This is a genomic window from Mucilaginibacter sp. (assembly GCF_039925265.1).
Classification (GTDB): domain Bacteria; phylum Bacteroidota; class Bacteroidia; order Sphingobacteriales; family Sphingobacteriaceae; genus Mucilaginibacter.
The window spans coordinates 166787-187544 of record NZ_JBDSZG010000047.1 but is presented as its reverse complement, the minus strand read 5'-3'; the positions used below and the strand labels follow the sequence as shown (position 1 = coordinate 187544).

The following is a 20758-nucleotide window of genomic DNA, read 5'->3' as shown; positions in this document are numbered from 1 at the left end:
AAACAGCCTTTGATCACAAAGTAACCTAATCGGGCTAAGTCCCATTTTGATTAAAATCAAAATCGTTCAGGGGAGCTGCATTTTCCATTCCGGACACTTACCGCTGCGCTTCGGGTAGGTCACAAGAAACATAAACACGCTATTGAATCCTGTCAGGATAAATTAGCAATACTGATGAGAGAAATGAAGGAATAAGGCGCTTTCACCTGAAAGAAATCTCAGGCTTGCAGCCCAACCGGGAAGGCAACTTTACCGGCGGATTCCTGTAAACGAACGGCATGATAGCCTTTGTTTACCGTTACGGGGCAAGCCAAACGCCAGGGAATGACTAAATTTTCCCGGATTTAAGGCAATAATCCCTAAAAAATAAAGTTAACCATTAAGCAATATTTCAATAATTATAAAGTAAAGCGGCGAAAACCAAGCCATTTTTTAGGATTAAAACAGAAATATGGAAGCTGATTTATTTCAAACGCTGGCATTTATCGCGCCGCTTTCAGCCGGTCTGCAAAAGGCCTTCGGTAACTACATTGTCGAAGAAACCTACGCCAAAAAACACCGCCTGTTAGACGAAGGACAGGTGTGCAAACGGGTATATTTTATCAAAAAAGGTTTCGCGAGAGCCTATTACCTGGCTAAGGATGGCAAAGAATGTACCTGCTGGTTCATGGGAACGGGCGATATCATGATCTCGGTCTACAGTTTCCTGACACAGCGGCCTGCCGCAGAAAACATTGAAATACTGGAGGATAGTATTATCCAATCCATCTCCTGGAACCAATTACAAAGTATTTACGCTGACTTTCCGGAATATAATTACATCGGGCGCATCGTGACGGAGAAATATTATATCCTCAGCGAAGAACGGGCCCTGCTCCTGCGGACATCAACCGCGGAAGAACGCTATCATTTATTGCTGAAAACCCATCCGGGCATTCTACAAAAAGCAAGCCTCGGGCAGATCGCGTCCTACCTCTGCATTAGCCAGGAAACCCTCAGCCGGGTACGCGGCCGGAAAAGTATTTTGACATAAATCAAAAAAGACCAAAGAAATGTTGACTTAAATGAAATAGCATGAACAGAAAACCAATTCTCCTCACCCTGCTGCTACTCCTCCTCGCGGCAGCTTGCAGAAAAGACACCACTATCAATCCGGACAACAGTTTAATACCGGGGAAAACGGATACCTCCGGAATACTTACTTTGCAGCAAGTAAAAGATTGGTTCCGGAAACAACCGGTAAGCAACCCGGGGATCACAATGGATTGGGCAAATGCGGAAAGCATCCCCCGGGGCAGCAGCAACTATTGGCTGGTGCCCATGCCGGGGCAACCGGAGTTAAATGGCATTAAACAGGGTTACCGGAAAACCGCTTTTCTGCGCGACAGCACCGGCAGTATCATCAGCCGTCACCTGGACATCATACCGGATGCCGCTTATTTCCAGCGGAAAGGCAAGGTAACTACCGCGGACTTCACCGGGCGCGTCTTTATTTATAATAACAACAAGCAACTGCTGGCCGGCAGGATATATGTTAACGGAAAACAGGCGGGCGAGATCAAACCATCCACCGGAGAGCACCTGCACACAGATGCTTTGCAGCTGGTGGAAGATTGCCAGTGGCACGATTCCAGTTACACCGACGCGGATGGGGTACTGGTGATCTACTCCGAAAAAATTTGTTCATACAGCAGCTATGATGATGGCTTTAACCCAACTGAAGGTGGCGGTCCCGGTTCGTTTGGCAATCCACCGGCTGAAGACCCGATAGCGCCACAGGGTGGGAACGGCGGAAGCTCCCCGGAACCATCCAATCTGCCCGGCGAAGACGGGCAAAAGATCGATCCGAAATCTTATATGGATTGCTTCGGCACATTACCCGACATCGGATCCAAGATGACCATCACGGTTTATGTCCAGGAGCCCGCCCCCGGACTGCCATTCAATGTCGGCCCGAATTCCGTAGGGCATACCGCGATAGGGCTCACAAAAACCTATAACGGGCAAAGCATCACCCAGGTGGTCGGTTTTTATCCCGATGCCACCGGAAAAAGTAAAATGCACGCACCATCCCGAATCTTAGATAATTCTGACTTAGAGTACAATGTAAGCATACAGTATGATGTGATTGCCTCCAGCTTTAACCGGATCGCCTCCTTTATCAGTGATCCGCCCGACACCTATGACGCTTTTAGCTACAACTGCACGAACTTTGTTGTTGACGCGTGTAAAACGGGCGGTATATCGCTGCCTGACGCTACCGGAAACATGGGATTAATGCAAACCGGCATGGTACCAGGTGCATTAGGAAGTTCCATCAGGAACATTGGAAATACCGGTAATACAAACACTTCTGGCGGGACTACAGGTGAAACTCACGGTCCATGTAATTAATCATATATGAAAACGCTAATCATAATCTTAATCGCAGTTGTATTACTGTTTAACCTCACGCCGCTGTCGTATATATTAAAAGAAGATTATACTTACAGTAATTATGACATGAGTTTCCAGTTTAGTGAACACGGCGGTGCAGGATACAATTTCGAAATGGGACGCCGCCGTTATAAAAGGTTTTTAGAAAAAAATCCTGAGAAAGCGAAAACAGACCGGCAACTTTACCGTACGTTTACCATCAAACCCTGGCGTTTCTGGCAATGGAGCGATTACCTGTTCAGTGGGGAACGCTTTAAACTGCCCTATAAAGATACGATTGGAGCAAACAAATAATACTACAGATCAAATCCCTTAAAAAACTCTTTCGGGGAGACTTCCAGCGCGACCAATATCCGCACCAGTGTGGATAAGCGGAGGTCCTCCCCCTTTTCATAGCGGGCGATCTGCGACCGGGAAAACCCGAATTTAAAAGCAAAGTGTTCATAGTTGGAATAACCTTTGGCAATACGCAATTCTTTGATCCTTGCACTGACTTTTATAAAAAACGCTTGATTGTATGTTTCCTCGTGGTTCATTTGCTGCAGGGCGATTGGCCATGCTGTAAAATAAATTATTCGAACCCGGTAAAAGTACCCCATATAAGATGTACCTAATGTGATACACAATTAGTATTTTTGGGTATGGACGGTCATGAATTAAAACAGACAACTTTTGATTTACTGGGTTTTAGCGAAGATTTTTGCACGCGGTGCAACGTCATGGGTTTTGCGGTGCCGGATGATATTTTCCTGCTGGAACCGCGGGAACTGGTCAGCAGGGAAGGCTTTACTTATGAGTGGCTGGTGGAACTGGTCACTTTCCTGCAAGAACGCCAATTATTGCATTTGCTACAACCAATACCGGGAAAAAGCTCCGGTTGATCCGCGTGATCATTCTTTGCAGCAGTCCGCGGACCCTGGCCGCAGTTTGCTGATCGGTGCTGTAGAATTCTTTACTTAAGCTACCATGGGAAATGGCCGGCTGGCGTTTTGTCGAGAAGTGGCCGGATATGAATTTAAAAATGGCCGTGAGGCTGGTTGTGGGCAACTGGCTTTCCTCATAAAAGAGCCGCACCAAAAAGGCCAGGTGGGCGACCGGTAACTGAAGCGGCATCTTAATGCCCGGCACCGTTTGGATCCCTTCCTTCAGGGGAGGCGCAACAAATATTTCTCTCCTCCAGGTAGCCGCCATGTGTTCGAGTGAGGGCCACTTGTCATCGTAAGCGGTTTCCGGCCGGACCGGTAAAAAAAGAAAGGCAAACTTTTCGCTTTGCAGTAATTGCGCCATGCCATCCGGTCCAGCCGCGATGAGCTTATTTCTCAAATAAACAAAATAACCCAACTGGTTAAAATTCAATGGGTAGAGCAGGCCGTTCAGGCGTTCCTCCGCGCCACTTTCCCCCAGCCTGGCCGCGCTTAACTGTTTCGCCCATTCGGAAAAGTAAGACAGGGAGCGAAAAGAATACCGCGCGGTGGTGCTCGGTTCAGCCATCTCCGCCAGGTACCCCAACAGGCACTTTCGAAGGGGTGCCGGAGCGTCAGCCGCGGCCAAAAGACCTTTCAGGCATCGCAGCTTCCCGGCCATAGCTTCCAACAGATCCTCGTGATAGGCCAGCGGAGCCGCCTCACCGCAGGCAAAAAACACAGCGTAATCCTGTTGAAGGTGTCTGATCAGCTCCAGGAGAACAGGTTGACAGCTGCCCGGATGGCCGATGCCACCGGGATCATCACATAGCTTCACCAGGCCGGTCAAATGCTGCTGAAAATAACGTTTGAGCGTATGGTCTGACGCGTCAGAAAATACCGCGGCCTGCCAGGAACGCCTGATCCGCGCACCTTCCTCGGCGAGGGCACCCGGGGCATATTGTTCTCCCGAAAAGGGCCGCATACCTGCCGCGACAGCGTTCTTTAAATTTTCTAATTCGTCGCCTAACATAGCAAGTGTTCTTTAAACCCGGCATTGCAACGTGCAAAGCCGGGTGGACACCATACCGCATCGCCCCCCGGGCTATTGTTGCCAGATATGGGTGGTGGTGGTAAAAGTGGTAACGGTGGAAATGGTCGGGTCTGTTTGCGACGTCGTCGTCGTTTCCGAAAAGCCGTCTGCCTTTTTTTGAAGATACCATTGTTCCGTTTTCAGTTCGGGAAGCTTGTTTGATTTTATATTCATGATAATTAATTTGTTTTTGCTAAATTATACTTGTAAACAGATATCGGCCTGCCCGTTACACCAACTGCATGATTAACATGGCGAAACCTGCAATATTTACCAAAATGCTTAAAGGACGATACAGGGGACTGTGGCTCCATATCATTTGCTGGGCCTGTTACATCGCTTACGAGATCGGTTTTGTGTATTATGCCCAGCATACCGTTGGCGCATGGCTCAATTACGCGGTCTTCTACACGATCAACATCGCTGTCTTTTATAACCAGCTCGTCCTGATGAACGGCCTGGCCCGGCCGCATACCTCCAGGCTAAAGATCATCTTACGTTTTGCCTTACAGTTCACCGGCCTGCTCCTGCTGAAATGGCTGGCAGATCTTTGGCTGGCCCCAGGCAACCTGAATACCAGCGGCAGGCTGGCCTATGCACAGGCATTTTTGCCGATTGATTTTTTCAGGGCGTTGAATTTCTCCCTGTTAGCCGTTTTTTTCTGGGTCGCCGGCAATATTGCCGGTTACCGCAAAAAAGCGGATACTGCGGAAAAACAGGAATGGTTAGCGTTGAAAGCCAAAACAGAACTGGAGACCAGGCTCGCACGGACAAGAAACGCCTACCTGCAGCAGCAACTCAACCCCCATATGCTGTTCAACTCGCTGAATTTTATCTATAACAGCGTTTATCAACATTCGGAAGAAGGCGCCCGGTGCATCCTGCTGCTATCCGATATCCTCAGGTATAGCCTAGAAAATACAGCAGAAACGGGCCCGGTAAGGCTTCCCGATGAAATCGCGCAACTCGAAAACCTGATCACCATCAACCGTTTGCGTTACGGCCCGCGCTTCTACCTGGCCACGGAATTTACCGGTGACTTTGGCAACATGAAGATCATCCCGCTTGTATTGATCACCTTAACCGAAAACATCTTTAAGCATGGGGACCTCACCGGGGAACACCCAACGGCCCGGCTAACGCTGCGGGCGGATGCCCCGGATAAGCTGACCTTTCATACCCGGAACCGGAAAAAAGCTAAGCGGGCTGCCGGGCGGGCCAATCCCATCGGCTTACAAAACACCCGGGTAAGGCTGGATTACGCTTACCCGGATCAGTATGAGCTGGTCATCAGGGAAGACGAAAACTGGTTCGATCTAACACTAAATATATCGTTATGAATTACACTTGCTATGTTGTGGATGACGAACCGCACGCGACAGCGGTACTGGTCGATTACATCAACAGAACGCCCGGGCTTTCGCTGGCGGGTAGTCACGCTAACCCTTTGGCCGCGCTGGCCGAAATGACCCAGGCGCCGCCCGCGCTGGCCTTTTTGGATATCGATATGGCGGAACTGTCAGGTATAGCGCTGGCCGGGATGATCAACCAGCATTCGGCGGTCATATTTACGACCTCCTTCCGGGAATACGGTGCGGAAGCGTTTGAAAAAAATGCCGCCGGCTACCTGCTAAAACCCATCAGCTACGAGCGTTTCCTGGCCTGCGTCCAAAAAATAAGGGAGCCGGGAAGTCACCGGGCGGAGGCGGAAAAAACTTTCTTTTTCATAAAAACAGAAGCCAAAGGAAAAATGGTGCGCGTTCCTATCCCGGATATCACCTATATCAGGAGCCTGGGCAATTATGTAGAGATCTATCTCGGCAAGGAGAAACTGATTGCCTACTTAACGCTCAGCGAATTATACGAGCAGCTACCGCCCGGAAAATTTTCCAGGATCGAGAAATCCTTTATCGTATCGCATGATCATATCCAATCCATTGAAAATTTCCGGGCGAAGCTGGCCGACGGCACCGCGCTGCCCATCGGTCGCACCTATAGCGCTGCATTCATGGAAAAGATGAAACGCCTGCTGCTTGTCAGCAAACGAACGCCCGGGCAGGATTAACCCTTCATTTTCTCGATTTCAAAGAACGTAAATGCTGATGGAGGCAGTAATAGACCAGCATTTCCTGTTTCCGCTGGCTGCTTTGGAAGGTCCTGTTGAGCTGCATATGGATCATGTCGGCCAGCAATACCCCCTGGCCTCCGGCCGTTGAAAATCCGGCGGCATCCCGGATCTTTTCCAGCGCGGCATCAAACCGCCGGATATCTGCCGGCCCTGCCAAAGCTGCCAGCTCCGTGATATGCCCCCTTAATTCCCGGAATTTAAGGCCCAAAGCCACCCGGGTAGCTTTAACCGCTTTAAACTCCGATAAGAACCGGTTGGTCATCTCCTCCGCGAAAAGCAGGCCCGTGCCCGGTGACAAAGCCTGTACAACATAAAAAGCAACCGCAAAGCCCAAACGAAATTCACTCCGGGCATCTCTATCCCCGCGACGGCCAAGACCCACCATCGTATGGAGGTGCAGTTCGCTGCCAGCCTCGAACAAATCTTCTAAAAGCCCCATCAGTTGCGGCCCGTAGCGTTCCAGTTCCCGCCGGTACGTATCTCCCTGGAGGTTCTTAACGAGCTGGCCGTATCCCCCGGCCTTCAGTTTGAGGGACAACGAGGCCATCAACCGGCCGGCATCTGCCGGATCCAAATGAAAACGAAGACGGATATGATGCCCCCCTTCCGCATACCGGATGAAAAACCAGCGCCTGATCAGCTTCCGGTGCCGTTCGACCAGCGGCAGGATGACGCCCTCCAGGATCTTGTCCGCCGAAAACGGAGTACAGTAAAGTTTCAAATACAACCATTCACTGCCGGGCAGGAAATTTCGCGCCACCTGTCCTTCTCTGCTAACCGGCAGGGTAATGGCAGGAGCGACCGGCTTCCCTTTGTGATGCAGGAACCCGGCGTATTGGCCCGCAAGCGGCAGGTGGCCGCATTTGGCCTGTTTGCCCGGTGGCAGGTATTCATATAAGGTCGCTTTATCGAGCCCTTTAAGACAAGCGGCAAAAAACCCGGCCTCATCCCGGTTAGCCAGGTCAAAAACCAATTGCTGGTCAGCATGCCCCACACTTAATTTCAGCGGCAGCCCGTATGCCTGACGGAAATTGGCCAGGCGTTCCGAAAACGGCAGCGGTCCTTCGTTGAGCGTATCAATGTCCCCGCGGCCCAGGTGCCACCTGGCCAGGCTCAACACCACCTTTTGATAACTCACCCGTGGATAAAAGTCCATTCCGGGGAACAGCCGCCCGGGGTCCAGGCTTAAATTCGCACAGCTGCCCTGGTATTGCAGGTCGCACAGAAAACGAAAGATACCCAGCGGATTATGCAGGGGGTTATACGCCGTCGCCAGCCGCGGGATCACCTGCCGGCGGTACCTGGCCGAATAAAGCAGCACCTCTCCGTTGCGCACGCAAACCAGCAGGTCCCCGGGGGGCAGCTGCTGTTTCACGGGAAGGTTTGATACCGCGTTAAGGGGGATTTCGTAAGGGTATATAGGCATTCTCCGGTTGATATTATCGACGTGGTCACCGGACAACTGGCCGATATCGGCAAAAAGCGTACCCGGGCCGGCCTCCGTTTCCGCTGCGGCCAGTTTGCGGCAAAGTTCATACACCTCTTCAGAAAACACGGAAAAACGGCCGATCAATGAGGTTGCGGCAGCGCCGCCCGCCTGCTCAATGCACAGACCGGCAGCGGTTTTCCGGAAGAGCACCGCCGTGCTTTTCGGGAACGTTTGCCCGGGGACACGGACTACCCCCTCCAGATCCTCGTCCCTTAACTGCACTTCCGCATATCGCCCTGAGCGTGGATTCTGCAACCAGCTTTTGAGCAAAACATGGTGGGCGGGGGACAATGCAGTTTGATGAACCGGGGTGACCGGGGGTGGAAAAGGAATACCATCCAGTATCGTTCCGTTACCGGCACCGGTAGCCATATCCCCGTAAGCGATGCCGTAGTCCGGGTCAAGCGCCAGCAGCAACGGAACCGCCTCCTGCCCGAAACGGGCCTCGAAGTCAATGGCGAATTGCTTCAGGGCGGATGGCGTTGCCGGTACCGCCAGGCGCTGGAGCAAGTGCAGGGCCTTTTCCAACGCACACTTGTCTGCCGGATCCGGCCCGCCTTCTTCAAGCGGCCTTTCCAGGGCCGCGTAAAAAAGATGCGGCGCGGCGCGGCCCGAATCACCCCATATAAACGCGCCGGCCGTTTGTGCCAGGCTCCCTGCCATGAGGGGTAACCGGCGCAATTGATTGACCGGAGGCTGGCTTTCCGGGCCGATGAGCGACGCCATCGCGCCGGATAATAATATCTGTTCTTTTAAAAGCTTTTGCAGGTGCGACAAGGCTTCCTCCGGGCTGCAATCCGCCTTGGCTTCCATCCAGGATACCAGCTCGCCCGCGGTGACCGTTTTACCCCTGACATACCGGAGCATTGCTTTGTAAAACGGAACCGCCGGAAAACTGCCGGTACCAAACGCATAGTTCCCGTTTTCGCCCGGCGCGGTATGAATGAAACGAAAATCTTTGCCCAGCCGGTACAGCAAGGGGTTTAAGGACAACACGGCCTCAGCGGCCAAAGGCCCCGCTTTTTCCGCGGCTTCCATTTGCTGCCGGTCCGGCAGCAAATGGAGCAGTGCCTCCCGGTCAGGCTTTAAACGGGTAATACCGGACGCATGCCAGTTCACCATCGTAAAAGAGGCGAAACTACCGAAAGGCGTCGGCCGGAAACACATCCGGTTATAATACTTATATAAAGTATGCTGTTCCTTGTCGCTCAGCCGGCCGAAATCGAACGCTTTTTTTTCCATAACCCGGTAAAACCCGGGGCTGGCCAGGAAGATCGCGTTCCGAAACACCTGTTCGCCCAGCACCTCCGGCAGGCGCTCCGGTTCATACAGCGCGAAACTATAATAAGGCGCCCTTAAAAAAAGCTGATCGAAAAAAGTATAATCCTGTTCCATCCTGCTCCTCAATAAGGGTATACTACCCATTTCATACTGTTCTGATATCGCAGCGCCCCGTTACTTTGTTCCAACAATCGCCAGCCCATGAGGAAATTTATAAGAACCGCCGCCCCTGCCCTGCTGATCCTGCTGTTCGTATATGCAGCGCTAAGCAAACTGCTGGACTTTCCTGCATTTAACTGGCAGATGCATAACCAGAACGTGCCGCCTGAAGCCGCGTCCGTACTGGTATACCTGGTCCCGGGCCTCGAGCTGCTTGCTGCGGTACTGTTACTGTTCAGCAGGACACAAGTGGCGGGGCTGTTATTATCCGCTTTCCTGCTACTGGTGTTCAGCGGGTATATCCTGCTGGTGCTGGGCGGATTCTGGGATAGTGTCCCCTGTTCCTGCGGCGGCGTGCTCCGGGGCATGGGTTGGGGACAGCACCTGGCATTTAACCTGTTCTTCCTGTTCCTGAGCATCACCGCGCTGATTGATAAAAAGGGGAAAGCCGAAAACCTTCGAAAAGAGTAGGCACCGTTCATTTTAACTAAAAGTTTTCGTCCGTTTTTGAATTGAAAAGCGTTCATCATTATGAAAAATTTAAAGTTATCTGTATCGCTTGCCGCCCTGGTACTGGGTATCGGCAGCGCCTTCGCCACCACCGCGAACCATTCCTTTACCAACAAGAAATGGGGCCGCGACCCGCTGACCGGCGTCTACACAGACGTGACCGGGCAGAGCTCGCCCGCGGATTACAAGTGTAAGGACGGCGCGAACTCCTGTACGGAAGAGTACCCGGCCGATGTCGACCCGAACAACCAGGCCGGCGACACCCATCCCGGTACCGTTACCCCGGTAAACATCATCCTGGGTAATTTCAGCCAGTAATTGCGGCCACCCGTCCCGATGCCCGCCCCTGAACCGGGGCGGGCATTTTTGCGCCCTTATTTTTCTACCTTTCATTTTGCGGCATCGGGTTCAGTTGCAATTCATCCGGCGGTATCGGGTACGTATACCGCTTGCTTTGCGGCTCCAGTTGATAAGCCTGTCCCTTCAGCTGGCGGCTGAGCGTTACCGCAAAGCGCGGGTCACCGTTCAGGCGGCGCAGGTCCGTCCAGCGGGTCCCCCGCCAGGTCAGCTCCTTCCGGCGCTCCGTTAAGATCAAAGCCAGTGCCTCTTCAGCGGTCGCCGCCGTAAACGGCATAAAAGTGCCCGCTTTCCATCGCTTAACAAGCAGCGCATTCAGATCCCCCAGGGCTGCGGCGGTGTTCCCGGCCCGGGCGCGGCACTCTGCCCTGATGAGGTATTGCTCATCGGTGGCCAAACCCGTGAAATAAGACAGGATACCCGAATAATTCCCTTTAAAACGGTAATTTCCCGGGGTGATCTGCCGGAAGAAGATCGCTTTGCGAAGGTCATTGGCAGCATACGAATTATACAGCGCCGGTGTGACATAGGTAGGTGAAGAGGAATCACCAAACGTATAATCCAGCGCCAGCGCGTAAAAGATCACCTCATTGTTCCCGTTGGGCGATGCCCGCGGGAAAGGGCGCACCGCTGTCGTGCTGAGCGTATTGTAATCGATCAGCCCGGGGCGGAGCTGCAGGCAGGAATCCGCGTACTGCCCGGCCAGCACGTAATCTTCCATGGACAGGCATACCCTCGCCAGCAGCCCGTAAACCGCGGCGATGACCGGGCGGGTCTTATAATTGCCCGCGGCAGGCAATAAGCCTTTGGACCGGCGCAGGTCATCCAGCACCTGCGCATAGGTCTGCTTCAGGGTGCCCCTCCCTGCTTTTTGCGTCACATCAGCACTTGTACGCAGGGGTATTCCGGGAGTGACCTCGGCGGTCGCCGCCCGGTAAGGCGGCGCGAATTGCTGCGCGAGGTTGTAAAACGCAAAGGCACGGTAAAAAAGAGCGGTGCCCCTCACCTCTTTTTGTTCCGCGTCCTCCGGCAGTTTCGCCGCCCCTTCCAGCACGATATTGCTGTAAAATATCTGTCGGTAAGGCTTATTCCACTCCCCGGAGGTCTCGCTCCCGAAGATATCGGCCGCCCAGGTATAACTCGTACGCTCCTGCAAAAGATAATATTCATTCCAGCCGGCATCCGTAGTATAAAAGTCCCCGTCTGCCGTAAAGGGCAGACCGGGCGTGGTATTAAAGATCAGGGTATTATCGAGCATCGCCCGGAAATCCGCCGTGGTCGCCGGCACCAGCAAAGACTTTTGAGGCTTCTCATCCAGGAAGCCTTTTTTGCAACCGGATAAACACGAGCTGAACAACAGCATAAAGAACAGATAGGTTATTATTTTCATGGCCTTGGATTAAAAGTTGTAACGAAATCCCCCGGCAACCGTGCGGGGAAGGGTATAACTCCCCGATACCTCCGGATCTGTATGTGACCGGTTAGCACGCCAGAGGATGCCGATATTGGCGGCATAGAGATAAAGCTCCGGACCGTTTTTGATCCGGTAGCCCAGGCGGATATCCTGCAGGCGGATATGGTCACCTTTTTCGACCAGCGCGGACGAATAGCTGTAGAACTCGTCGCGCTGGAAATTTACCCCGGCGGGCATCGACGGCACAACCGTGTGGGCTTCATCGCCCGGCTGCTGCCAGCGCAGCGCAAAATCGCCGCTTTGCTGGCTCAGCCCATGGTCATTGCCATAACGGACGGAAGCGCGGCGGTAATAATAGCCCAGCTTATAGCTGATATTCGCGGACAGGCTAAGCGCTTGATAAGTAAACGTGTTACGCAGCGACCCGAACAGCGTGGGTCGCGATGAGCCGTGGAATACCAGGTTCTGCGGAGTGGCGGCGGCCAGGATTGCCGCGTAGTCCCGACTTACCGCACCATTCAGATAACCCTGCGGGTCACCGGTTTGCCCGTCCAGCCCCGCAGCAGCATAGCTGTAAACCCCGTAAAGCGGGCGCCCCTCGAGCGCATAAAAGCCGTAACTCCCGCTGATAAGGTAATTTGATGCGGCGGATTGTTTATCGTAACCGGTCACCCGGTCCGTCACATAGCTGGCGATAAAATTGGTCGTCCAGCCAAAGCCCCCTGTTAAATTCCGGCTTTCCAGCGAAAGATCGAAACCATGTCCCCTGGTATCCGCCGTATTTCCCGTAAAATCGCTGATGCCCGTAGACGGCGCGAAAGCCGTACTGCCGATCAGGTCCCCGCCTTTTTTAAAGAAATATTCGATGCTGCCCGAAAAGCGCTTCATACCAAAATCAAGCCCCAGGTTAATATGGCGTACCTTCTCCCAGCGCAGCCCGGGGTTAGGCGGATTCGCGATAACCGCGTAAGGCAGCCGGGTCTGGGAATCGCTGCCGTCAAAATAAGTGGCCGTCGTAAACGCCGACAGACTCTTGTTGCTATTGCCGTTATAGCCAAAACTCGCCCGCAACTTCAGCTCCGGCAACCAATCTAATCCATAAAAACCCTCCCGGCCGATGTTCCAGGCCGCGCCCAGGGAATACAACGGCACGCCTTTCTGGTTGGTCCGCACGCCAAAAAGGTTACTTTGGTCGATACGGCCGCTGGCCGAAAAAGTGATGCGCCCGTCGTAGGTATAGGCCGCATTGGCATAATAAGAGCGGTAATGATCCGTCGCGTCCAGTTCAGCGGTATTGGACGGGATGGCATTGGATGCCCCCGGGTTATCATAATACGGGTACTGGGTTACCAGGTCCACGTCCTTACTGGTGGCATGTCCGGCATCATAACCGTACAGCCGGTAACTGTCCCCCAGCACCCGCAGGCTTTGCACTTCGTAGCCGGCAATGGCCGTAACCTCATGCCGGGTGCCAAACGACCGGTCATAATTAAGCTGCCCGCGGATGTCCCGGTTCACCGACACCGTGTTGTCCAGGTCCAGGATACCGCCAGAAGGGATCGCCCGGCTGAGCGTACCGCTGCCGTCATCCTGCGTATACCGGTTAACGAGGTTGCGCGTAAAATAGCTGCTTTCACCCAACAGGTTCCGCCCAACGGCATTACTGCGCTCATACCGGTAAAGCACCTGTGGGCTGAACCCAAAAGGCAATTTATATTTCAGCCCCGTGCTGACCCTCACATCAGCCACCTTGCCGCGGTTATCCGCCTGCCGCAGTTCATCCAGCGGGCGGTAGCTCCAGTCCAGCAGCCCCGCAGCGGGCGCGGCCTCCACAAAGGCCGTACGGTGATCTTTGGTCACCGTGCCGCTCAGATCAGCGTACGGGTAAAGGGCATCGCCCCTGTTCCAGGTAAGGCTCCCGGGGTTATTCCGCCGGGTGTCACTTTCCGTATAGTTGAGCCCCAGCGAGAACTCGAGCTTTTTATTGATCAGCGCCCAGGTATCACTCGTCGTCAGCGTAAACCGGCTATAGCCGTTCCCCGCCAGCTGGTCCAGGTTCCGGTCATACCCGCCGGACACAAAATAACGCTGCATATCCGTACCGCCGCTCAGGCTCGCCGCATACTGCTGTTTAACCGAAGCCCGGTAAAAGTACCCGGCGAGGTCGTTCCGCTTATCATGCGCCGATAATGCCGCCAGCCCGCTGTTCAGGCCGGCAGCTGACAATTGCCCCTCCCGCTGCCGGATAAGCAGTTCCACCGCCGGTGAAAGCGGCAAATGCCCGTCCCCCTGTTCCGCACCGTCAAAATACCCCTCGCTGAACAACCGCTTTTCCAGGCCGATATAATCGACCGCACTCATTGTCGGGACATAGAACAGATCCGGCCTCTCCCCCACGGTCACATTGGCCGTCAGGGTGACCTGCGGGGGCTGGTTATTGCGTCCCTTTTTGGTAGTGATCACGATCACCCCGTTACCCGCCCTGGCCCCCCAGATGGATGCCGCCGCCGCGTCCTTCAACACCGTGATACTCTCCACATCGTTCGGGTTAAGGTTTTCGATGGGCTGGTTATAAGGAAATCCGTCCACCACGATCAGCGGTTCCGCGTTCGAGAACAGCGTACTTTGCCCCCTGACGCTGAAGCGCGTGCCGATGCTGTTGAAACTCAGCCCCGGCACGACGTCCCGCAGGCGGTCGAGCACATCCGTCGAGGTACTGCGTTCCAGCAAGGCCCGGTTAATGAGCACAAAGGACCCCGTCGCCCGCTCTTTCGGCAACTGCTGGTAACCGGTCGATACCATCACCTCCGACAGTTCATTCGGCGCCCCCTCCAGCACCACCAGCAGGGAATCCTTTGCCGGCAGCGTAACCGCAAGTTCCCGGCTGCGCAGCCCGACATAAGAGACCCGTAAACGGTACGGACCTGCGGGCGCGGCAAGCGTGAATTTCCCCCCGGCACCACTAAGCGTACCATACGAGGTCCCGACAAGGGACACACTGGCTCCCGGGAGCGGCCCGCCCGGGGCCGTGGACACCCGGCCGGACAGCCCCTGGCCAGCCGCGGTCAGCGATAAAGCCAAAAAAGCGAATACATAAAAATATTTCATATACGGTTAAGGTTTAAGGTTTTTGTAATCAGGATTATCCCGGATGACGAGCATTTCGACTTCCGCGGATTGCTCTTTCAGCGCCAGCCCGTAAGCTTCCAGCGCGCCGTTCAGGGACGCCACATCCCATAATTTAGCTTCAATATCCAGGTCGACACGGCCCGTGTAATGCGTAGCATCGATCACGGGTAACGCCGCGTTTTGCAGGTACTGGCGCTCCAGGCGCATCATCAGCTGGGACAGGTGCGCGTTATGCAGCTTAGCGGCATAAGGGCTGATCTCCACCAGCAGCTCACCGCCCGCACTCTTTAACCTATCCTCCCCCGTAGTCCTGACCAGCGCCAGGCAGCGCGCCTGCTGCCTTTCAACACGCACCAGGTACGCCGGGAACAGCCGCCGCAGGTCCTCCTGCATCCAGGCAAAACCATCCTTGGCCAAAGCAGGCGGCAGCACCAGTTCATAACTCCAGCCGTTACCCGAGGCCAGCCACTGATTATACACATCACCCGAAAGCCGGGTATCCATTTTAGCGGAATCCACACTCCGCAGCAGCGTCCTGGAACGCGGGAACACCCGACCGCCCTCGCCAAACGTCAGCCGGCACAACCAGGGAAAAGGCGCGTTCCGCACCCCGAAAGTCTGCCCGCGCAAACTGTCCAAAGGCGTAATGGATACCCCACCCGCCACCCCGGGCAAAAACCCCGACAGCACAGCGTGGTAAACCAATTGTTTGCCCTCCCCGCCGTTACCGGCGATCAGCAAAGGCCGACCGGGGTGATAGGCCACCACCGTATCGCGCTTTTCCTTCAAAATACCCCCGTCCGCAAGCAACAACTTTCGGATATTATCCGCCGTCACCTCCTGCTCTTCCGTAATCGCCACCACCGTACCTCTCCCGTCGATCCATACAAAATGCGGCAAAGAGCGGTGCGGAAAAAGATCATGCAGCAGCACATCCCCCGTCACCTCCGGTAAATTAAAAGACCTGTCCCTCCGCATCTGCGCCAGCACCGGCGCCACCACCTCCTGCCGCTGATAGGTAACCGGCAGGAACTGTATCCTGTCACCGAACACCTTCTGCAGCGAATCCATCACCGGCACCATCTGCCGGCAGGGCGCGCACCAGGTGGCCCAAAAGTCGAGGATCAGGAGTTTGCCGCTAAAGGCCGACAGGTTCAGTTCCGTGACGGGTTTACCGTGGAGTTTCAGATTACGAACGTTGCTGAGGTGGACACCGGGTACTTTATCACCAATGGAGATACCACCTTTAGTGATGTTCTCCGCATATATTTTCAGTTGAGGTTCCTGCGCATTTGCCGCCAAAAATAAGCATAGCAAAGCCAGGAAGCATATCTTGTGCTTCATTTTTTATTCTTTGATCCATAAAAAAAATTGAGAATTGACCGCTGCGGTGTTAACAGACGTTAAACCGGGCTAAAAGCCCCATGCAGCTGTTCAGCAAAGCTGAACCGGGAACGTCATTCGGGCGGACAGATGACGAGGAACCAGGGAGAAATAGTGCCGCTAAACATGGGGCTTCCCTCCTTCCGGTAACAATACATTTGCCCCGCCCTGCTCCTGCAGCCCCTCGCAGGCCTTTAAAAGCTCAATTAACTGATCAAAAAGCGAGGCAACTTCGTCAGCCGGCAACACAGCGGTGCCCAGCACCACCCTTTCGCCCAGCCCGCCAATGGAGGCAAATGCAAAAACTTCCCATAGCACCTTCTCTACCCCAAGCGGATCCCAAGCCACAAAAAATGCGGCTGTTATCTCTTTTAGCGTACCTGTCTTACCGGAGTTGTCGTTTACAAAAACTGTTCTCATCGACTCATATGGCTACGAGTCTTGTTTGGCGCCACCACAAAATAAGTGTGGGCTCTACAAACCGCGGTCACATAAAAGTTTCTGAAGCCTTAAGTTAACACGGAATTACAGCAGAGCCCACACCTAGTTCTATATGCAAATATACATATCGGAAACATAGCTGTGGGTATAATTCTGCTGTCCTGCGTTAACGGCTTCAGAATGTGACCGCAAGACTCTTAATTAATACCTATTCTAATACTCGGGATTGCCAACTGCCATTATTTGGGCTAACAATTTCCACAAATCAAATATAATCAATGATTTATTTAAATACAAATTATTTATATAAAATAGTATAAAACTGATTTTTAGTCATTTGCCGCATGGCTAAAATTTCAATCTCCGAATTGCATAATTATATTATTAACACAGTTAGAGTAATTCGCTTAGAACTAGATATAACGCAGCTGGCGTTATCAAAAAAATTTGATTCTTTATCCGACACTAATCTTATCGGTCTTGTTGAAAGTGAAAAAACACCTACTACATATAACGACAGTCATTTAAATATTATAGCAAAAATCTTTAGCGAAAAAGCAAAACAATTAGGAAAGGGAAAATCAGAATATATAATTCTTGACTTTTATCCAAGCGGACCTTTATCTGAAATATCTGTTGAAAAAACCATAGATTCAATACCAAAGAATTTGCAAGCAACCGGCACATTAAACTTGCTTCTGGAAAACAAAGATCCTCTTTTTAATGAATGGCGTACCGTAAAAGAGATCACAGATTATTGTAATGAATTCGCAGGCAAAGAATGGAAAACTACCGACTTCACGTCTGTTGTGGCGCGTGCGGAGGCAACACAAAAGCTTCAACGACTCGGGGAAAATGAGCCAAAATATAAAAAAGCTTAAAGCAATCTTTATATTGCCCATCTAAAACGTACCTGGCCAATGGCGCAGCCAAAACGCAATCAAAAAACCCACAGTAAAATAACGATCAGCACCGTTGAGTTTTATAAAATTTATATGGTGATGTTCCACCGGCTGGCATCGGGATATTCTGCTTACGAGCAATCTTTTCTGCTGGGTAAAACGGACTTATTCGTGCGGGATGTAGAAAATCCGCTTAAATCCAAGCGTTATAATATTGACGATGCGAATTATATCCTGCTTATTTATAATCTTAGTTGGAAGGATATTATACCTGCCGAAGCATTACAAGACAACTACCAACTTGAAGTAACCTCTTATCCTGGTGATAAAAGAATACCTGTTTACGAGATCAGAAAAAGTGCTAAAGAATCAGGTAGCGTTCTCTTCCGAAACTTCACATTAGATAAAAACGAAGAAAAATCAGAGATCTTAATCGTAACAGAAGAAGATAAGCATGTTGAACCGGCCACTCAGCTTTTCTTATCTACATACGATGATGTTAAGATTTACATCGATAAACTTTTGATAGGGATATTTTTCACGGAACCTAAGCGGGCGTTAGATATTTTCAAGCAATGTCAGTTGAAATTTGGGATAACCTTTCATCCTCGCAATATGATTAAAGTGTTGAATTTTTATACAAATAAGAAAAGTGGGGTACCTAAGTTAGATAAAGAAAGAAGGGATGAGTTTGGGCGGATGTTATTTGTGAATTCCTCCTCTATGCATTTACATTAATTTCGATAAATCGCCGGTTGTTTTTGATCGAAATAAGAATTACAGCGTCAAACTTTTATTAAGATATAACTGCTTTGCGATTACAATTAATACCCTTTCTATGTGTGTAACCATTTAAATATAAACTATGTTACCGCTGCAAAAAATCAGGAGCAAATTTGAATAAGGGGTTCTGTGCTAAGTGAGTTTGAATATCTGCGACAGTTCCTGTTTGATCTTGGGATAAATAAGGTTTTAGTAATGCCAAGCATTTCAGTGCATCTAAAGACGTCATGTTCTGCCCACTCTTATAAAAAGTAAGTATCGCGCGGGTATCATCGTAAGTGCGTAAGGTTTGGGCTTTTAATACGAAGCACGCTGCCAGCATTAGAAATAAAAAAAAGCCGCGTTTCACCTTACAAATTAGCGAGTTCGATACCGAAAGCAGAAAAAGCAGCCATATCCGCATATTTACTGCTTTAATTCACGATCGGCCTCCCCATAAATCACGAAGGCGCTCACCAGTTCGGTGCCTGTATTATAGTCAGGATATTCGTTAAAATTCTTCGCTGTGACTAAACGCCGGTAATCGCTAATATTCATTTGGCAAGGCCGGGTATCATACCGCAAAGCGTTGAAATAATGCTAAAGCCGGACATCATACTGGAAAACACTTTACTTTTTTCTTTTTTTACATCCAGTTCATGCGCTTCCTCATTCCGGTAAATCTTGATGATAGAAATATGATGGAAATCTTCGTTACTGATCAGCTTTTGTTCGTGGGCATAATTCAGGTAATCCTGGAACGTCGGCTTGCGTTTGAGCATCTTGATTTTGAAAGCGGCGTCATTCCTATAGATCTTTTTCAGCAGATTTTCGATGACCTTGGCCATCGCTAAGATCGCCTTGCTATCTTGCTGGATATCGACCAAGTCGTGAATATCATTGAGTTCGGCCGCTACATCCGCCTCTATGTGTGGATTGGCGGCGACCAACTCTTTTAATTTCTTCTTGATCTCATCGTTGATGCCGGTACTTGCGCTGAGCGCCAGTGATAATTCTTCGATCTTCTTGTTTTTTTCGTCATTGCTGCCTGCCAACCAGATGATGATCAGCAAGCCGATCATAAAAACGAAATCGGGAATATGTTTTTTAGCCATTAGGTATAATTGTGATAGCGGTTCCTGCAAATATAAGCGCGGACTACAGCTCTTTTTTTATTTTTTGATAAACGATGTTAAAGAAGTAATCTATTTCCAGCATGTCTTTGAGTCCCAGTTTCTCTGCGATCTCCCGGATAATGGCGCTATACTCTTCATAATCGGTGCCATTGTAACTGGAGGAGTACGCTTTGATATCCATACCCCCTTCCTCCCGCAATACGGTGATCGGATTTTGATTGATATTAGCCAACTTTTTCGGAGCGTAGGTCATCATGATCTCGCCGATAAAGTTGGGGCCGACGCCTTTGATACTCTTGGTAATGTCTTTAGCTATCTGGTAAATATAACTCGGGCTTTTGTCTTTGTTGCTCCGAATAGCTACTATAAGTTTCCGGAACCCTGTCTGCTGTTTAAATAACCCGGTTTTCAGGCGGAACATGCCGTTCGAATACCATAATCCAGGCGTACCGGCCTTGCCGACCATATCTTCTACCAGCACTTTAAACTGCGCTGGGGTATGCTGCGTGTCGGCAATACTATCTAATACTTCTTTAGCCTCCAGGTAATCCGCCCGTTTTTTCTTAAAGCCTGCGTTGATCTCCTTTTGGTCAAGCTTAGTATAATGCGCCTTTAGCTTTTTCAGATTGTAGATCAGGCTGCCGGTTTTGTCGGGAAATTCCTCGGCCTGCACTATGATCTTTTTCTGTTTTTTATGATAATCCCGGTAGATAGCGATGATCCGCTCGCTTAACAGATCGGCTTTAGCCGGCGAAATGCAATCTGAAAAATAAGCCAGGGAATCCAGCCACATCGGGTTGTCTCCTGCGCAGCGGAAATACAGTGAAACTTCATTATTCACGTTTAATCCGCCATTTGTCATATTGGCCGATCCCGAAATGATATGGCAATACTCCCTGTCTTTAATCAGATAAAGCTTCGGATGAAAAACCTGTTTCAAATTCATATTCACGAGATAGCCGCTAATCAGCGATGAACGTTCGGCGTGAACTTTAAGTGTAGTCAAGGCTTCGGGATCTGTGATGCCAAAATTATAGCCGGCAATAATCTTGAACCGTATAGGTTTATTAAAAAACGGCAATAAAATATTTATGGCGGCTTTCTTTAAGAATGCCGTGGCCATGTATACTTCCGTAGCATCGGCTAATAGATCGGTTAGTAATTGGTGATGCGAAATGGAAGCGTTACTATTGGTAATAAGTTTAATCATGATCTGGTTCCTGCCTAAATATCAGA

The 20758-nt window shown here is 51.2% G+C and carries 19 protein-coding genes; 9 read left to right on the top strand and 10 right to left on the bottom strand.

Going from position 1 to position 20758, the window contains the following annotated elements; translation table 11 throughout:
- Positions 1-451 precede the first annotated feature (451 nt).
- The 3 genes from ABIX36_RS22260 to ABIX36_RS22250 are packed head-to-tail and all read left to right on the top strand — an operon-like array spanning position 452 to position 2730.
- Entirely contained in the window at positions 452-1033 is a 582-nt protein-coding gene (locus tag ABIX36_RS22260) for a Crp/Fnr family transcriptional regulator (protein ID WP_348084371.1), read from the top strand.
- 41 nt (positions 1034-1074) lie between these two features.
- Positions 1075-2394: a hypothetical protein gene (locus tag ABIX36_RS22255; RefSeq protein ID WP_348084370.1), complete on the top strand. Its 1320-nt coding sequence runs from the start codon at positions 1075-1077 to the stop codon at positions 2392-2394.
- Between the two features lie 6 nt (positions 2395-2400).
- A complete protein-coding gene (locus tag ABIX36_RS22250; protein ID WP_348084369.1) occupies positions 2401-2730 on the top strand; it encodes a hypothetical protein in 330 nt (109 codons plus the stop codon).
- Positions 2731-2732: 2 nt separating this feature from the next.
- Here the strand turns inward: ABIX36_RS22250 and ABIX36_RS22245 are convergent, their stop codons facing one another.
- The 3 genes from ABIX36_RS22245 to ABIX36_RS22235 all read right to left on the bottom strand — a co-directional run bounded on the left by ABIX36_RS22245 (position 2733) and on the right by ABIX36_RS22235 (position 4605).
- Positions 2733-2972, bottom strand: a complete 240-nt coding sequence (locus ABIX36_RS22245; protein WP_348084368.1) for a helix-turn-helix transcriptional regulator — start codon at positions 2970-2972, stop codon at positions 2733-2735.
- Between the two features lie 277 nt (positions 2973-3249).
- The gene (locus ABIX36_RS22240) at positions 3250-4371 is read right to left on the bottom strand and encodes a hypothetical protein (RefSeq protein WP_348084367.1); all 1122 of its coding nucleotides are present in this window, start codon (positions 4369-4371) and stop codon (positions 3250-3252) included.
- Between the two features lie 72 nt (positions 4372-4443).
- Positions 4444-4605, bottom strand: coding sequence for a hypothetical protein (locus tag ABIX36_RS22235; RefSeq protein ID WP_348084366.1), 162 nt, complete (start codon positions 4603-4605; stop codon positions 4444-4446).
- A 77-nt stretch (positions 4606-4682) separates the two neighbouring features.
- On the opposite strand from ABIX36_RS22235, the gene ABIX36_RS22230 reads away from it, so the two are divergent.
- Positions 4683-5771 carry a histidine kinase gene (locus ABIX36_RS22230; RefSeq protein ID WP_348084365.1) on the top strand — a complete coding sequence of 363 codons (1089 nt, stop codon included), beginning with the start codon at positions 4683-4685 and terminating at the stop codon, positions 5769-5771.
- A complete protein-coding gene (locus ABIX36_RS22225) occupies positions 5768-6496 on the top strand; it encodes a LytTR family DNA-binding domain-containing protein (RefSeq protein ID WP_348084364.1) in 729 nt (242 codons plus the stop codon). Before ABIX36_RS22230 ends, ABIX36_RS22225 begins: the two co-directional genes overlap by 4 nt.
- A 4-nt stretch (positions 6497-6500) precedes the next feature.
- Here ABIX36_RS22225 and ABIX36_RS22220 read toward each other — a convergent pair whose 3' ends face one another.
- Positions 6501-9443 (bottom strand): lantibiotic dehydratase, encoded by a 2943-nt coding sequence (locus ABIX36_RS22220; protein ID WP_348084363.1) that lies wholly within the window; start codon positions 9441-9443, stop codon positions 6501-6503.
- An 87-nt stretch (positions 9444-9530) separates the two neighbouring features.
- Between ABIX36_RS22220 and ABIX36_RS22215 the strand changes: the two genes are divergently transcribed.
- Together ABIX36_RS22215 and ABIX36_RS22210 are read left to right on the top strand one after the other, a co-directional pair.
- Complete coding sequence (locus ABIX36_RS22215) at positions 9531-9959, top strand: MauE/DoxX family redox-associated membrane protein (RefSeq protein ID WP_348084362.1); 429 nt, start codon at positions 9531-9533, stop codon at positions 9957-9959.
- A gap of 60 nt (positions 9960-10019) precedes the next feature.
- Complete coding sequence (locus tag ABIX36_RS22210; protein WP_348084361.1) at positions 10020-10316, top strand: DUF6520 family protein; 297 nt, start codon at positions 10020-10022, stop codon at positions 10314-10316.
- A 64-nt stretch (positions 10317-10380) separates the two neighbouring features.
- Here ABIX36_RS22210 and ABIX36_RS22205 read toward each other — a convergent pair whose 3' ends face one another.
- The 4 genes from ABIX36_RS22205 to ABIX36_RS22190 all read right to left on the bottom strand — a co-directional run bounded on the left by ABIX36_RS22205 (position 10381) and on the right by ABIX36_RS22190 (position 16701).
- Positions 10381-11745, bottom strand: coding sequence for a RagB/SusD family nutrient uptake outer membrane protein (locus tag ABIX36_RS22205; RefSeq protein ID WP_348084360.1), 1365 nt, complete (start codon positions 11743-11745; stop codon positions 10381-10383).
- Positions 11746-11754: 9 nt separating this feature from the next.
- The gene (locus ABIX36_RS22200) at positions 11755-14877 is read right to left on the bottom strand and encodes a SusC/RagA family TonB-linked outer membrane protein (RefSeq protein WP_348084359.1); all 3123 of its coding nucleotides are present in this window, start codon (positions 14875-14877) and stop codon (positions 11755-11757) included.
- Between the two features lie 6 nt (positions 14878-14883).
- The gene (locus ABIX36_RS22195) at positions 14884-16242 is read right to left on the bottom strand and encodes a TlpA disulfide reductase family protein (RefSeq protein WP_348084358.1); all 1359 of its coding nucleotides are present in this window, start codon (positions 16240-16242) and stop codon (positions 14884-14886) included.
- A gap of 159 nt (positions 16243-16401) precedes the next feature.
- Positions 16402-16701 carry a hypothetical protein gene (locus tag ABIX36_RS22190; RefSeq protein ID WP_348084357.1) on the bottom strand — a complete coding sequence of 100 codons (300 nt, stop codon included), beginning with the start codon at positions 16699-16701 and terminating at the stop codon, positions 16402-16404.
- Positions 16702-17066: 365 nt separating this feature from the next.
- On the opposite strand from ABIX36_RS22190, the gene ABIX36_RS22185 reads away from it, so the two are divergent.
- Positions 17067-17603, top strand: a complete 537-nt coding sequence (locus ABIX36_RS22185; protein ID WP_348084356.1) for a hypothetical protein — start codon at positions 17067-17069, stop codon at positions 17601-17603.
- A 39-nt stretch (positions 17604-17642) separates the two neighbouring features.
- The gene (locus ABIX36_RS22180; RefSeq protein ID WP_348084355.1) at positions 17643-18362 is read left to right on the top strand and encodes a hypothetical protein; all 720 of its coding nucleotides are present in this window, start codon (positions 17643-17645) and stop codon (positions 18360-18362) included.
- Between the two features lie 578 nt (positions 18363-18940).
- Here ABIX36_RS22180 and ABIX36_RS22175 read toward each other — a convergent pair.
- A complete protein-coding gene (locus tag ABIX36_RS22175; protein ID WP_348084354.1) occupies positions 18941-19501 on the bottom strand; it encodes a hypothetical protein in 561 nt (186 codons plus the stop codon).
- A gap of 43 nt (positions 19502-19544) precedes the next feature.
- On the bottom strand, positions 19545-20732 hold the full coding sequence (locus tag ABIX36_RS22170) for a phospholipase D family protein (protein WP_348084353.1): 1188 nt from the start codon (positions 20730-20732) through the stop codon (positions 19545-19547).
- Positions 20733-20758: the final 26 nt, after the last annotated feature.